Raw genomic sequence first — 13,221 nt, 5'->3', positions numbered from 1 at the left:
GCGGAGTTTCATGATGTTGACGATCGATAGGCGTAGCCTCGTTCTGGGTGCCGGCTTTGGCCTGGGCGCGCTGCTGGTAGCGCCGGGCCGGAGCCTCGCCCAGCTGCTCGCCGCCAAGGGGTTCACGCATAGCGTGGCGAGCGGAGAGCCCGGCCCCGATTCCATGCTGCTATGGACGCGGTACGTGCCCGCGACGGGCGAGGACATCGTTCGGCTCGATGCCGAAGTCGCGCTCGATCCTGATTTCACCAAGGTGATGTCTGGCCGCAGCGTGCGCACCGGCGTCTATCGGGACTGGACGGCGAAGATCACGGTCGACGGGCTGAAACCGGGAACGGTTTACTGGTATCGCTTCGTCGCCCCCGATGGCAGCCGCTCGCCGGTCGGCCGGACGAAGACCTTGCCGACGGACGATGCCGCTCGCTTCGGACTGGCGGTGTTCTCTTGCTCGAACATGCCGGTCGGTTGGTTCAACGCTTATGGCCATGCGGCCAAGCGGACCGACCTGGATCTCTGGATGCATGTCGGCGACTATTTCTACGAATACGGCAACGCATCCTATAAGGACAAGATTATCGCCGGCCGGGCGGTGGAACCCGATCATGAAATCCTCGCGATCGCCGATTATCGCCTGCGTTATGCCTGCTATCGCGCCGATGGCGATCTGCAGCGGCTGCATCAGATGGCGCCGATGGTTGCCTTCTGGGACGATCACGAATCCGCCAATGACAGCTGGGAAGGCGGGGCGCAAAACCATCAGCCGAAGACCGAAGGCGATTGGAACCCGCGCCGCGCCGCCGCGATGCAGGTCTATCGCGAATGGATGCCGGTGTCCGACGAACCCTGGAAATCCTATCCGATCGGGACGCTGGCAACGCTCTACCGCACCGAATCGCGGTTGCTGGCGCGCACCAAACAGGCCGATATCGCCGCCGCTTATCACGCCCCTGATACCGATGGCGCGCTCAAGGCGTTTCGCGACGGCGTGTGGCAGGATCCTTCCGCGACCATGCTCGGGTCGACCCAGGAAAGCTGGCTGGCGCATGCGCTGAAGGCCGGCGCCCGGTCGACCGCCTGGCAGCTGGTCGGCATGGGCACGATCCTTGGCCGGACGGTGATGCCCGGCGACGCGGTCGGCTGGCTCCGCTCCGACGCCAGCGATCAGGTCGTGAGCCGCTTCAAGAACGATGTTCGCGCGGCGCGGATCGGCCTGCCGATGTGGATGGATCGCTGGGACGGCTATCCCGCCGCGCGGTCGCGATTGCTGAAATCGGCGCAGGAGGCGGACGCGGATCTCGTCATGCTGTCGGGCGACAGTCATAACGCCTGGGCTTATTCGCTGGTCGAGGACGGAAAGCGCGCCGGCGTCGAGTTCGCCGGCCACAGCGTCACCTCGGGCGGCCTGGAGGGTAGTTTCCGCGCCGACTCAAAGAGTGTCGCCCGGGGCTTCGTCGCCGCCAATCCCGAGCTGCAATGGGCCGACACGAGTCAGCGGGGCTATATGATGATCGACATCACGCCGCAGCGCGTAACGGGCGAGTGGCTATTCATGCGGACGATCCAATCTCCGAGCGTCGAGCTCGCAGGGTCGCATCAGATGCATGTCGACCGTGGTCGAAGGGCATTTGCTGGTTGAACGATCTCTTCGGCGCGTTGCCCCAGAGCGTCGCGCGTGATTTCTGAATCACGCGCTCCGTTCTAGTTATTTGTCGTCGCATCGCTTTTTGCGGAAAACCGGTACCCACTTTTCCGCGCGATGCTCTAGCAGTGATTGCTCAACTACCCGGGCCGCCTACTCTCCGCGCTGCAGGATGATCCCCAATTCCTCGACGTCGAGATCGCGTTCGAGTTCTTGCAATACCTCGTCCTCGATCAGCCCAGCGCGGTGGGCGCGGATCAGTTCGGCGCGGCCCGCGGCGATCGCGGTCAGGATCACGTCGAAATGCGGGCGGACATTCTCCATGAACGTATCCGCGTCCGCCGCGTAGCGCTGGATCGCCTCTAGCCGCTTGTGTGATTGCTTGAGCAATTGCGGGTGGATCAGCGTGCCGTCCTGGTCATAGGCATTGGCTTCGACCGCCGCGTTGCGAGCGCCGGCGATCGCCGCCTCGGTCTCCGCCATCGTCATCTTCGCCGGCGGGTCCTTGTCCTCGGGTTCGACCGTCCGGATCAGCCAGCCCAGGCTCGTCCCCTGTACGACGACGGTGGCGAAGATCACCGCGAAGGCAGTGACCAGCATCAGGTCGCGCCCCGGCATCGCCGCGGGCAGGGACAGCGCCACCGCCAGCGTGACGACGCCGCGCATGCCCGTCCAGCTCAGCACTGTCGCCTGGCGCACGCCGAGCGGCCGCGCGCGCTTCAGTCCCATCGCGCGGAGGGCAGAGAGCAGGCCGTCATTGGCGAAGATCCAGGCGAAGCGCGCCGCGACGATGGTCAGGATGACGCCCAGGATCGGGATCGTCATCGTCGCGGTGACCGCCTCGACCCCGCCGACCCGATCGAGCACCCCGCGCAACGACGAGCCGATCAGGATGAAGACGATCGCCTCGAGCACGAACACCATCGTCTGCCAGAAGGCGCTGCCGCGCAGCCGGACGGGAGCGGAAAAGACGATATGCTGATACCAGCCGAGCATCAGCCCGGCGACCACCGTCGCGATCACGCCGGAGACATGAACGCGCTCGCCGGCGATATAGGCGACCCAGCACATCAAGGTATTGGCCATGATGATCAGCGTCTGGTCCTTCAGCCGCTTGACCACGAACAGCCAACCCGCCGCAACCGCCAGCCCGACCACCACCCCGCCGAGCGCGAGCAGGAAGAAACTGGTGACCGCGGCGCCGGCGCTGAACGTGCCGCTCAACGTTGCCGCCACGGCGAAGCGGAACAGCACCAGCCCGGTCGCGTCGTTGAGCAGGCTTTCGCCCTCGACCAGCGCCGACAGCCGGCGCGGGAGCTTGACGTTCTGCAGCACCGCGCGCGCCGAGACCGCGTCGGGCGGCGACACGATCGCGCCGAGCGCGAAACATGCTGCCCAGGGCAGACTGGGGACGAGCCAATGCGTGACGACCCCGACCGCCAGCGTGGTGAAGATGATCGCCCCGATGGCGAGCGACAGGATTCCCGGCAAATGCCGCCGGAACCGTCCGAACGCGGTGAAATAGGCACCGTCCATCAGCAATGGCGGCAGGAACAAGACCAGCGCCAGTTCGGGATCGAGCGCCACGGGCGGCAGTCCGGGGATGAAGGCAAGCCCACCGCCGCCCACCAGCAAGGCAGTCGATGGCGGCAGCTTCAGTCGCCGCGCCGCCCAATGCAGCGCGACGACACCGACCAGCAGGGCCAGGACGAGTTCGAAAGTCTCGACAGGACGCATCGCTTTCCCCATCTCGCCGGGCCGATGCTGACCCGCTTCCTTGCCTGATCCGATCCCGATCGTGCCACCGCGGGAGGCAGGGCGGAAGGCCTCTTCTTTCAAGGCGGCGGGTCAGCCGTACGGAAAACTTGTCGCTTGAGCGCGCGGCACCCCGGCCATTCTCGCGCAGATCGACCCCGGGCTCGCGCCGGTCAGTCAGCCGATCGGCACCGTTTCATGGAGCAACGTCATGTCGAGGCGGACGACGCCATCCTCCTCGGAAATGATATCGACGAATTCGTGATCGGCCCGGATGTGATCGCGGTCATAGCGGACCCCGCCCAGCGATGGCCCGGCGAGCAGCGTGTCGACCCCGCCGATCGTGACGGTCAGCAGGAAGCGGTCCTCGCTCGCCAGCGCGGCCAGGACGGGGCTGTCATCGGCGAGCAGATGGACCAATGTCCAGGACAGGCCGAGCAGCGGATTGGTGTCCCGGACCAGCGGCAGCGTGACGAGACTGCGAAAGAAGCGGCCGTCGCCAAGATGATGCGTCTCGAGGAACGACATCTGCGCCTGGGCGTCGGCCAGCGCGCGCGATCGCGTCGATGCCACCCGCACCATCAGCGCCTTGCTGCCCTGGTGGCGGCCGATCACGGCGACGCGGCTGAATTCGAGGCTTTGCCGCGGCCGCGCGAACCGCGCGAAGATCAGCCCGGTCATCGTCGCCGAGAAGAACAGGCCCGTCAGAATCTCGATCGACGCGATGGCGTGCGCGAAACGGGTCGCGGGTGCCATCACCCCATAGCCGACCGTCCCGAGCGTATCGACCGAGAAGAAGAACCCGTCGACCACCGAATAGGGTTGGGCATTGACGACCGCGCCCGGCATGGCCGCGTAGATCAAGCCAAACACGATGTTGACGACGAGGAACAACAGCGACACCAGGCCGATGAACATCGGCCAGGACATCTCCATGACCCAGTAATAGAGGTCGGCGAACGGCGCGGGCGCGCCGATCTTGATCGCGGGGAAGCCGCCGAGATTGATGACTTGGCGGCGTGGTTTTCTGGCCATGCCGCCTAGGTTGGGCAGGATCGAGCAGCGGTCAAGCGTCTGGCGTTCGCGCGTTAGTCATCGGTGCGCCGTTTGATCTTATTGGGCAGGTCCTTGCCCTTGGTGCGGCGCGATGGGACCTGAATCGGGTGTTTCTTCTTCCACTCCGCCCAGGTCATCGGCCCGTCGGGCGTCTGGATGATGGTGTCGTCGGCCATCGTGATTGCTTACACCAAAGCGAGGGGCGGCGCACGGTCTAGCGGCGCCATCCTTGCGGGCGGCCTCTGGCGGATGTCGCCGCCGAAATTATATCGCAGCGGCGATCAACCAATTTGGAGTACCGGATGCCGCGCGCGATCCTGGCCGTCATTCTGAGCCTGCTGACCTTTTCCTCCGCCAATGCCGGCGAACAGGACGCCGCAATCGGCACATGGCGCAACCTTCGCGACACGATGCATATCGAGATCCGCCATTGCGGCGAATCGGTGTGCGGCAAGGTCGTCTGGGCAAGCGATCAGGCGATCGCCGATGCTCGCCGCGGCGGCACGCACGACCTGATCGGTACCCAGGTCTTTCGCGATTTCCGACAGGATTCCGCGGGCAATTGGCGCGGCAAGGTATTCGTCCCGGATCTCAACAGGACGTTTTCCGGCACCATCGTGCTGGTCGACCACAATACGCTGAAGGGTGCGGGTTGCCTCGTCGGCCGCATCCTTTGCAAGTCGAAGGTGCTGGTCAGGATCGGTTAGCCGCCGCCTGGCCCTTACCTTGCGTCCGCCAATCCGCGGTCATACTCACGAATGATCGCGCTTCGGCGCCTGTTTGGACAGTAGAGACGTTGATGACCCACTATGTCGCCGCGGCGTCGAAAGGCGCCGATCGCCGCACCGGCGCGATCAAGCTCCACGGAGCCGAGGATTTCGCCGGCATGCGCAAGGCAGGGCAGGTGACAGCGTCGGTGCTCGACGCTCTCGCCGACATAGTGCAACCCGGCGTCAGCACCGAGGCGATCGACCTCTTCGCCCATGACGCGATCGTGGCCGTCGGGGCGGTTCCGGCGAATATCGGCTATCGCGGCTATGCCCATACCAGCTGCATTTCGATCAACCATGTCGTTTGCCATGGCATTCCCGGCGCGCGAACGCTGAAGGACGGCGATATCGTCAATATCGACCTGACCTCGATCGTCGACGGCTGGCACGGCGATTCCAGCCGCATGTACTTGGTCGGCGACGTGTCGGTGAAGGCGCGGCGGCTGGTCGACGTCACCTACGAATGCCTCATGCGCGGGATCGAGCAGGCCAGACCAGGCAACCGGCTGGGCGATATCGGGCATGCGATCCAGCAGCATGCCGAACGCCATCGCTACGGCGTGGTCCGGGATTTCGTCGGCCACGGCGTCGGCCGCGTCTATCACGATGCGCCCGATGTCCTGCATTACGGACGGCCCGGCACCGGCCCCGAACTGAAGCCGGGAATGATCTTCACCATCGAGCCGATGATCAATGCCGGCCGCCCCGATGTTAAGATGCTCGACGACGGTTGGACCGCGGTGACGCGCGACCATTCGCTCTCGGCGCAATTCGAACATTCGATCGGCATCACCGAAACCGGCTGCGAGATCTTCACCACCAGCCCGACGGGGCGTCACCGTCCGCCTTACGCGTGAGGTGATGGCTCGGCCCGATTAGTCCGACCGGCGATTGGCGATACCGCTCCGCTTATGGCCGGATCTGTCCGGTCCCTCGCCCGATCCATTTGTACGTCGTCAGCCCCTCGAGCGCGACCGGCCCACGCGCATGCAGCCGCCCCGTCGCGATGCCGATCTCGGCGCCCAGGCCGAACTCGCCGCCATCGGCGAATTGGGTCGAGGCGTTCCACAGCACGATCGCGCTGTCGACCGCGGCGAGGAAGCGCTCGGCGACGGCTGCCTCCTCGGCGATGATCGCATCGGTATGGTGCGAACCGTGCGCGGCGATGAAGCTCAGCGCTTCGTCGACCCCACCGACCAAGCGTGCGGAAGCGATCGCGTCGAGATATTCGGTATCCCAATCCTCGCTGCCCGCCGACACCACGCCGGGCACCAATTGCTTGAGCAACGGATCGCCGCGGACCTCACAGCCCGCCGCCTGCAATTTCTGGATCAGTTGCCCGGCGTTGGGATAGTCGCGGTCGATCAGCAACGTCTCCATCGCGCCGCACACGCCGGTGCGGCGCATCTTGGCGTTGACGACGATGTCCTCGGCCATCGCCTGATCGGCCGAGGCGTGGACATAGATGTGGTTGATCCCGTCGAGATGCGCGAGCACCGGCACCCGCGCCTCTGCCTGAACGCGCGCAACGAGTCCCTTGCCGCCGCGCGGGACGATCATGTCGATCACGCCTTCGCCCGCCAGCATCGCGCCGACCGCGGCGCGGTCGGTCACCGGCACCAATTGCACGGCCTCGCCGGGAAGGCCGGCGGCCTCCAGCCCGCGGACCAGCGCCGCGTGGATCGCGCGATTGCTTTCGATCGCCTCGGACCCGCCGCGCAGGATCACCGCATTGCCCGATCCGATGCAGAGCGCCGCAGCGTCGGCGGTCACATTGGGCCGGCTTTCATAGATGATGCCGATCACGCCGATCGGCACGCGCACGCGCGCGAGCTTCAGGCCGTTGGGCCGCTCGATCTCGTCGATTATCTCGCCGACCGGGTCCTTGAGTGTCGCCACGGTGGCGACTCCGTCGGCGGTCGCGGCGACGCGCTCGGGCGTCAGCTTCAGCCGGTCGAGCAGCGCCGCCGACAGCCCGGCGGCAGTGCCGTTGGCCATGTCGATCTTGTTCGCGGCCAGGATGTCCGGCTCGGCATCGCGGATCGCCTGCGCCATGGCGTTCAGCGCGCGCGCCTTATCAGCGCTCGACAGCCCGGCGAGTACCAGGGCCGCGGATCGCGCATGCCGGCCCATCGACGCGATCAGCGCGACGGGATCGATTTCGATGTCGACGGTCGTTTCCATGGCGGGCCGATTATCACGCCGAAACCGGTCGCCAAAGCCCTATCGCCTTTCCTGCGGCCAATGCTATCCATCGCGCCATGAGCGGGGAATTTGCGGCAGCAGGCGATATCGCCACCGGGGCGCTGATCGGGCGTGCGGTCGAACCAAGCGCGGGCGAACACGGGGTCGGGGAGGGTGCGCACGGCGTCTGCCTCAATTGCGGCACCGCGCTGATCGGCTCGTTCTGTCATGCCTGTGGCCAGAACGGGCATGTCCACAAGACCCTGACCTCGATCGGGCATGATCTCCTTCACGGCGTGTTCCATTTCGAAGGCAAGGTGTGGCGCACCGTGCCGATGCTGGTCACGCGGCCCGGCGGGCTGACGCGGCGCTATATCGATGGCGAGCGCGCGCGCTTCGTGTCGCCGCTGGCGATGTTCCTGTTCTTCGTCTTTCTGATGTTCGCGACTTTCCATTCGCTGGAAAGCGGCACCAACTTCAACTTCGACAAAACGCCGGCGACCAAGGCCGAGAAACTGGCGAAGCTGGATGGAGAGATTGCCAGCACCCAGGCCAAGCTCGACCGCGCGCAACAGCGCGTCGCCCAGGGCAAGGCCGATGACGACGATCAGGGCGATATCGTCGGATATCAGGCGACGCTCAGCGGACTGCGGGTCGCGCGCACCAGCATCGCGGCGGGTCCCGAGCAGGGCCGCAAGGAGGCGGTGAACAACGTCAGCACCGGGTGGCCCGCGCTCGACAAGGGCATCCGCAAAGCCAACGAGAATCCCGAACTCGCGCTCTACAAGCTGCAGTCCTCGGCGTACAAATATAGCTGGGCGCTGATCCCGATCTCGGTGCCGTTCGTGGCGTTGCTGTTCCTGTGGCGGCGGCGCTTCAAGCTCTACGACCACGCCATCTTCGTGACCTATTCGCTGGCATTCATGATGCTGCTGGCGACGACCATCTCGCTGCTGATGACGATCGGCGCGCCGGCCTGGCTCTACGGCAATCTGATCGCGTTTGGCCCGCCGGTACACATCTTCTTCCAGCTGCGCGGCGCCTATCAGCTCAACTGGTTCTCGGCCCTGTGGCGCACCTTCGCGCTGCTGATCTTCGCCACGATCACGCTGACCTTGTTCGGGATCCTGCTGCTCGGACTGGGGTTGATGGAGTAGAGCGCGGCAGCCGCCGTCACTGTTCGTCCTCTTCCCGGAGTGGCGGCCGGCGCCGGTTACGGCTGGCTTTCGATCAGCGTCATCAGGTCGCGTAGCGCGTCCGCCGGAAAGTCGATCGCCTCGACATGAGCTTCGCGCAGCGGTGGCGCGCCGTGCGTCTCCTCCGGAAAGCGCGCTATACCCCAGGAATCGGCCTCGAACAGCGCGTGGTACGCCCCGTGCAGCGCGGCGCGATCTCCATCGACGAACACATACGCCCCGGGCCGCTCGTGGATGTAGAAGGTCGTCATCATGATGACGCCGTGGCGTCCGGCGCATTCGGCCAGCACGGGTATTGCGAGCAGCGGATTGGACGGCATCGGGTAATCGGCCTCGCGGCCGGGCGGCAGCGCGACGATCCGGTCGAACCGCTCGGCGATCCGTAGCGCGTCGATCATCGGGCAGTGTCCGCCCCGTTGCCCATCGGGCCGCGTAAGCTGCCCGCGCTGGGTCAGCGTCTCGGTGCGATGTTCCAGCATTTCGCGCCGGAACGAAGCGAAGCCCGGCAAGCCGCGCGCTTCCAGGAAGCGCACCTGCCTGGCCGCGTCGGTCAGGAAATCCTCGGGATACCCCCGTGCGCGCGCCGCGGCGATGACGTAGCGATCGACCTCGTCGAGCGACAGGCGCACGTCGTTCGGCAGTGCCGGACGCCGCCTTTGCCTGTCCGAAAACATGATCTTGCGCTCGAACATGCCTTTAATCCGTGATGTCGCGGCAATGATGGACGCGGATAGTTAATCCTTCGCAAAGGTCGGGTGGCGCCTCGAACCGACCGGTTGCCCGGTATCTATCCTGGCGATATGGTCAGCAGAAAGGAAAGGGCGGCATGACTAGATCGAAAATCCGCACCAACGATCCGATCGGGTTGCGCAATCGCGTGCTCGACGTTGCGGCGCGATCGTTCCAGTCGTCGGGTTTCGCCGCGACCAGCACGCATGACCTGGTGCGCATGGCGGGGGTTACCGGCGGAGCGCTCCATCATCATTTCCCGACCAAGAAAGCGCTCGCGCTGGCGGTGATCGGCGAGCGGGTCGCGGCCGAATTGGGCGAAACCTGGGTGGCCACGGTCCGCGATGCGCCGAGCGCCGCCGCCGGCATCCTGCAGGCATTCGACACGGTCGCCGCCGCACTCGATGCGCAGGGCTCCGTCTCGGGCTGCCCGCTCGGCAATCTCGCGCTCGAATTGTCGCTGGCCGATGCCGATCTACGCGGCGCGCTGGCGAGCGAATATCGCGTCTGGCGCGACGCCATCGCCGACCGCATCCGCCGTGACCGCGAAAAAGGCGAGGCGTCCTATGCTCCCGATCCGGAGGCTTTCGCCAATGTCGTCATCGCCCTGTTCACGGGCGCGATGACCATCGCCAAGGCCGAACAGGATAGTATCGCGCTCAAGGCCGCTGCCGGCCAGCTTCGCGCGATCATGCGATAGGGGCGAGCGGCGGAGATCGATAAGCTCCGTTTATCCGGATGCTCGCGACGTTGATTTGTAAACCACGGACAGCCATGCCTAAACTGCTCGCGATAATAGGGCAGAGGCGTCTGCCTGCCTCATGCCCGCATTGGAGATGTTGTCGTGCATAGATCGCGCATCAATGGCATTCTGATCGACTGCAACACGGACGATATCGACGCCGCCGCGCACTTCTGGGCGGAAGCGCTGGGCCGGCCGGTCGACCCCGATCATCCCGGTACGCGGGGCAATTACCGGATGCTGGCAACCCCGGAGGGCGAGATCAGCGTGCAGATTCAGCGCGTCGAGCATGACAGCCGGATCCATCTCGATATCGAAACCGACGACATTCCCGCCGAAGTCGAGCGTCTGCAGAAACTCGGCGCGACGATCGACACGCAGATGGAACGCTGGGTGGTGATGCGCGCGCCGAGCGGCCAGCGCTTTTGCGTGGTCCGCGTGCAGCGCGACGGGTTTTCGGACGACGCGATCAGTTGGGAGTAATGCCCCCTTCTAAGCCTTCAGCCAGACCACCGCACCGGCGATCAGCGCGATAGGCAGGACGCACATGATAACGGCGACTGCCCACGCCGCCGCACGCCCGAACCTGTCATCGACCTGGTGGATGAGAGTTTCGGCCAACGAGATGAAGACTATGTCTTCCATCAGACAACTATAGCGAGGGTCGTCGCGCCCGCAAATAGGGCTGGCTCTCTCGCCTCTTATGTCGATCATGCTACCCAATGCGCGTGATCCATGTCCTGACCGCGCCTTGGTACCATTATGTCGGCGATCTCGCTGCGTGGGTCGCGGCGTTCCTTGGTGCGCGGTGGGTCTATCGCCACCGTCGCGCCAGCGTTGATGGGCTCGCGAGTCAGACTGCTCCAGGCTATTTCGTCAACCTTGCGGTCGGGGGCGCGCTCGGTGCCTGGTTGCTGGGTTCGCTCAACACGCTTCGCGATACGCGCCCGGTCGTCTCGCATTCGATCGCCGGCGCGCTGGCGGGGGCGATCGTCGCGGTTGAGCTGTGGAAATGGGCGCGCGGGGTGCGCGGGTCGACCGGTGGGCCGTTCGTCATCCCGCTCGCGCTCGGCATCGTCGTCGGCCGCTGGGGGTGCCTGTTCGCGGGGTTAGGCGACCAGACTTATGGTGTGCCGACCGCGCTCCCCTGGGGAGTCGATCTTGGCGACGGCGTATCGCGCCACCCGGTCGAGATCTACGAATCGCTGGCGATGGCGCTGTTCCTCGCACTTTATTGGCGCGCGCTGGTCCGCCATCGCCGCTGGGCGGTCGAGCACGGCTTTCACGCCTTCGTCCTCTTCTATGCCGTCCAGCGATTTGCCTGGGAGTTCCTCAAGCCCTATCCAACATTGATCGGCCCGTTCAACGTGTTCCACTTCGTGATGATCGGACTCAGCGCCTATGCACTCCTCTGGATCGCTCGCGGACGCGCCGCTCCACTCCCCGCCCGACCGTAAGGCGGCGCCCTATATCTTCCACGGCCAGACCACGAGCCTGTGCGAGACCTGCCTCGAGACCGTGCCGGCCAAGGTCATCATCGAGGATGAGTGCGTCTATTACCTCAAGCGCTGCCGAACGCACGGCGTGCAAAAGACGCTGATCAGCGACGACCTGGCCTATTGGCGCTCGCAAAAGGACTGGCTCAAGCCCGGCGACCGCCCCTTGCATACCCAGACAAGGACCGAGGCCGGCTGCCCGTTCGATTGTGGTCTCTGCCCCGACCACGAACAGCATAGCTGCCTGGCGATCGTCGAGATCAATTCAGCCTGCAACCTCGCTTGCCCGGTCTGCTTCGCCGATGCCGAGGACATGCATGGAGGGCATCTGTCGCTCGAGGTGATCGAAGGGATGCTCGACGCGTTGGTCGAGAGCGAAGGCGAGCCGGATCTCGTTCAGCTGTCGGGCGGCGAGCCGACGCTTCACCCGCGCTTCTTCGACATTCTCGACGCGGTGAAGCGTCGCCCGATCCGCCACGTCATGATCAACACCAACGGCCTGCGGATCGCGCAGGAACCGGAATTCGTCGATCGGCTGGCCAGCTACGCGCCGCGGCTCGAAGTCTATCTTCAGTTCGACAGCCTCAATGACGACGCGCTGATGAACCTGCGCGGCGCGCGCCTCTCGCGCATCCGCCAGGCCGCACTCGAGCAGCTCGAGCGCGTCGGGCTGTCGACCACGCTCGTCGCGGTCGTGAAGCGCGGGGTCAACGATCAGGAAGTCGCCGCGATCGTCGACCATGCGCTCGACTGGTCGTGCGTGCGCGGGGTCACCTTTCAGCCGGTCCAGGATGCCGGGCGCAATGAAGGGTTCGACGCCAAGGCCAACCGCGTACTGCTGTCGCAGATCAGGCGCGAAGTGGCCAAGGCGGGTGTGTTCGGGATCGAGGACATGATCCCCTTGCCGTGCAATCCCGACCAGATCTGCATCGGCTACGGCCTGCGCGCCGGGCGCAGCGTGACGCCGATCACCTCGCTCTTGCCGCGCGAGCTGATCCTCAATGGCCCCAACACGATCAGCTACGAAGCCTATCCGGCGCTGCGTCAGGGCGTGCTCGACCTGCTCAGCCTCGCCACCACGCAATGCAGTACCGAGGAGAAACTGGCCGGCGTGCTGTGCTGCTTGCCGCAGGCGCTGGTGCCCGAGCAGCTGGGCTATGCAAACAGCTTCCGCGTCGTCATCCTGCAATTCCTCGACCGCTACAATTTCGACCTGGCGACGGTGAAGCGCAGCTGCGTCCATTTCGTCACGCCGAACAAACAGATCATTCCGTTCGACACCTACAACACTTTCTACCGCCCGGGCGCGGAAGGCGCCGCGGTCGTGGCTAGGGCACGGCAAGACGCAAGGAGGGATCGATGAGAGGGTTGTTCGGCGGCCTGCTGCTCGGCGTCGGTATCCTGATCATGACGTGCAGCGGGCTGTGCTCGCTGGTGGTCGTGTTCATGGGGTTCAGCGAAGCGATGCGCGATCCCTCGATCATCATGCTCCCGCTGGTCGTCGGCGGCGTCCCGTTCGCGATCGGCTTCGGCCTGTTCTGGTGGGGACGGTGGTTGTTGCGCACCGATCCATCGAGGACGCCGCCGCAGCCGTAAGCGGCGCTTACCGCGAATATTTTATACTTGAAACTTTTTCCCGACAGGCCGACCCTCC

Annotated in this window: 15 protein-coding genes; 9 read left to right on the top strand and 6 right to left on the bottom strand. The window is 65.2% G+C overall.

The features are described 5' to 3' along the window. Positions 1–10 precede the first annotated feature (10 nt). Positions 11–1,636, top strand: a complete 1,626-nt coding sequence (locus AC1DRD_RS19780) for an alkaline phosphatase D family protein (RefSeq protein WP_478031980.1) — start codon at positions 11–13, stop codon at positions 1,634–1,636. Positions 1,637–1,792: 156 nt separating this feature from the next. On the opposite strand, the gene AC1DRD_RS19775 is transcribed toward AC1DRD_RS19780, so the two are convergent. The 3 genes from AC1DRD_RS19775 to AC1DRD_RS19765 all read right to left on the bottom strand — a co-directional run bounded on the left by AC1DRD_RS19775 (position 1,793) and on the right by AC1DRD_RS19765 (position 4,626). Next, complete coding sequence (locus AC1DRD_RS19775; protein WP_478031979.1) at positions 1,793–3,376, bottom strand: Na+/H+ antiporter; 1,584 nt, start codon at positions 3,374–3,376, stop codon at positions 1,793–1,795. Between the two features lie 195 nt (positions 3,377–3,571). Then, positions 3,572–4,429, bottom strand: a complete 858-nt coding sequence (locus tag AC1DRD_RS19770; RefSeq protein ID WP_478031978.1) for an ion channel — start codon at positions 4,427–4,429, stop codon at positions 3,572–3,574. A 53-nt stretch (positions 4,430–4,482) separates the two neighbouring features. Then, positions 4,483–4,626 (bottom strand): hypothetical protein, encoded by a 144-nt coding sequence (locus tag AC1DRD_RS19765; RefSeq protein WP_169804917.1) that lies wholly within the window; start codon positions 4,624–4,626, stop codon positions 4,483–4,485. A 126-nt stretch (positions 4,627–4,752) separates the two neighbouring features. Here AC1DRD_RS19765 and AC1DRD_RS19760 point away from each other — a divergent pair, with 126 nt between their 5' ends. Together AC1DRD_RS19760 and map are read left to right on the top strand one after the other, a co-directional pair. Next, positions 4,753–5,157 carry a DUF2147 domain-containing protein gene (locus tag AC1DRD_RS19760; RefSeq protein WP_478042738.1) on the top strand — a complete coding sequence of 135 codons (405 nt, stop codon included), beginning with the start codon at positions 4,753–4,755 and terminating at the stop codon, positions 5,155–5,157. A gap of 92 nt (positions 5,158–5,249) precedes the next feature. After that, positions 5,250–6,077 carry a type I methionyl aminopeptidase gene (gene map, locus AC1DRD_RS19755; RefSeq protein ID WP_478042737.1) on the top strand — a complete coding sequence of 276 codons (828 nt, stop codon included), beginning with the start codon at positions 5,250–5,252 and terminating at the stop codon, positions 6,075–6,077. A gap of 52 nt (positions 6,078–6,129) precedes the next feature. Here map and AC1DRD_RS19750 read toward each other — a convergent pair whose 3' ends face one another. Continuing rightward, on the bottom strand, positions 6,130–7,404 hold the full coding sequence (locus tag AC1DRD_RS19750) for a glutamate-5-semialdehyde dehydrogenase (protein WP_478042736.1): 1,275 nt from the start codon (positions 7,402–7,404) through the stop codon (positions 6,130–6,132). Positions 7,405–7,481: 77 nt separating this feature from the next. On the opposite strand from AC1DRD_RS19750, the gene AC1DRD_RS19745 reads away from it, so the two are divergent. Further along, positions 7,482–8,561: a DUF3667 domain-containing protein gene (locus AC1DRD_RS19745; protein WP_478031973.1), complete on the top strand. Its 1,080-nt coding sequence runs from the start codon at positions 7,482–7,484 to the stop codon at positions 8,559–8,561. Between the two features lie 56 nt (positions 8,562–8,617). On the opposite strand, the gene AC1DRD_RS19740 is transcribed toward AC1DRD_RS19745, so the two are convergent. Further along, the gene (locus tag AC1DRD_RS19740) at positions 8,618–9,292 is read right to left on the bottom strand and encodes a hypothetical protein (RefSeq protein WP_478042735.1); all 675 of its coding nucleotides are present in this window, start codon (positions 9,290–9,292) and stop codon (positions 8,618–8,620) included. Between the two features lie 134 nt (positions 9,293–9,426). On the opposite strand from AC1DRD_RS19740, the gene AC1DRD_RS19735 reads away from it, so the two are divergent. Then, positions 9,427–10,029 carry an LmrA/YxaF family transcription factor gene (locus tag AC1DRD_RS19735; RefSeq protein ID WP_478042734.1) on the top strand — a complete coding sequence of 201 codons (603 nt, stop codon included), beginning with the start codon at positions 9,427–9,429 and terminating at the stop codon, positions 10,027–10,029. 144 nt (positions 10,030–10,173) lie between these two features. Further along, positions 10,174–10,554: a VOC family protein gene (locus tag AC1DRD_RS19730; protein ID WP_478042733.1), complete on the top strand. Its 381-nt coding sequence runs from the start codon at positions 10,174–10,176 to the stop codon at positions 10,552–10,554. Positions 10,555–10,563: 9 nt separating this feature from the next. Here AC1DRD_RS19730 and AC1DRD_RS19725 read toward each other — a convergent pair whose 3' ends face one another. After that, a complete protein-coding gene (locus AC1DRD_RS19725) occupies positions 10,564–10,716 on the bottom strand; it encodes a hypothetical protein (RefSeq protein WP_478031966.1) in 153 nt (50 codons plus the stop codon). Positions 10,717–10,793: 77 nt separating this feature from the next. Between AC1DRD_RS19725 and AC1DRD_RS19720 the strand changes: the two genes are divergently transcribed. Genes AC1DRD_RS19720 through AC1DRD_RS19710 form a run of 3 tightly spaced genes read left to right on the top strand, consistent with a single transcriptional unit; the run spans position 10,794 to position 13,163 of the window. Further along, positions 10,794–11,528, top strand: a complete 735-nt coding sequence (locus tag AC1DRD_RS19720; RefSeq protein ID WP_478031965.1) for a prolipoprotein diacylglyceryl transferase family protein — start codon at positions 10,794–10,796, stop codon at positions 11,526–11,528. Further along, positions 11,473–12,930 carry a radical SAM protein gene (locus AC1DRD_RS19715; RefSeq protein ID WP_478042732.1) on the top strand — a complete coding sequence of 486 codons (1,458 nt, stop codon included), beginning with the start codon at positions 11,473–11,475 and terminating at the stop codon, positions 12,928–12,930. Before AC1DRD_RS19720 ends, AC1DRD_RS19715 begins: the two co-directional genes overlap by 56 nt. Then, positions 12,927–13,163, top strand: a complete 237-nt coding sequence (locus AC1DRD_RS19710; RefSeq protein WP_478042731.1) for a hypothetical protein — start codon at positions 12,927–12,929, stop codon at positions 13,161–13,163. Before AC1DRD_RS19715 ends, AC1DRD_RS19710 begins: the two co-directional genes overlap by 4 nt. Positions 13,164–13,221: the final 58 nt, after the last annotated feature.

Source organism: Sphingomonas sp. P4_G2 (assembly GCF_056401155.1).
This window is presented reverse-complemented; position numbering and strand designations above follow the sequence as displayed.